Source organism: Alteromonas sp. a30 (genome assembly GCF_026788005.1).
GTDB lineage: Bacteria > Pseudomonadota > Gammaproteobacteria > Enterobacterales > Alteromonadaceae > Paraneptunicella.
Genome location: NZ_JABEPE010000098.1, coordinates 1 through 622 on the forward strand (window position 1 = coordinate 1; position 622 = coordinate 622).

2 protein-coding genes are annotated in these 622 nt (G+C 42.9%); both read right to left on the reverse strand.

Features of this window, described 5'->3' with window-relative positions:
- Positions 1-259: helix-turn-helix transcriptional regulator (locus tag HJG39_RS19365; RefSeq protein ID WP_268412073.1), on the reverse strand; the 259-nt coding region annotated here is incomplete at its 3' end.
- Positions 260-270: 11 nt separating this feature from the next.
- Complete coding sequence (locus HJG39_RS19370) at positions 271-537, reverse strand: helix-turn-helix transcriptional regulator (RefSeq protein WP_268412075.1); 267 nt, start codon at positions 535-537, stop codon at positions 271-273.
- Positions 538-622 lie beyond the last annotated feature (85 nt).

Here is a 622-nt window from a genome sequence, read left to right on the forward strand (position 1 = left end):
TGCTTAGCGCCAGTAATCGCAGTAAATCAAATTGTTTGGATTCGTTATTTCGCATGATGTAACCAAACACTTTGATGTAATCTAATCCGCAAAACTCCAACAATGATATAAATTGGTTTACATTCACTGAGCCTTTATTGCTCTCCCAATTCTCATAGGTTTTGCGGGTTTTTACCCCTGCCGCCGCTGCCATTTCCATTGTGGTTTTACCTGCAAAGGTGCGTATCGTTCGCAGGTGTGAGCCTTTTATCATCATCATGGTTTAAAGCCTTAGCTAACCGAGCTTGCACCGACAAATCCCGCACCGCGCATTTGCTCTTTGAATTCGTAAAATTCCATAATGGATTGCGCACTTAAGCCGCAGGCTTTCGCCATCGAAAAGAATTGGTTTACATTGGGTGCACCCATTTCTTTTTCCCAGTTCTCATAGGTTTTACGGGTTTTTACCCCTGCCGCCGCTGCCATGTCGATGGTTCTTAACCCTGCCATGTTGCGCATTTGTCTTAAATCACTGCCTCTTACGATTTTGTTACTCATATGTCACCTTTGAATTAACAAGCTCCGTTTCTTGAGTTACCGCTTTTTCCATACCTCAACGTTTGATTTGGTGTATCATTTGGAA

Coding starts and splice junctions, on each gene's coding strand:
- HJG39_RS19370 (WP_268412075.1), bottom strand. CDS start 537: ATGAGTAACAAAATCGTAAGAGGCAGTGATTTAAGACAAATGCGCAAC.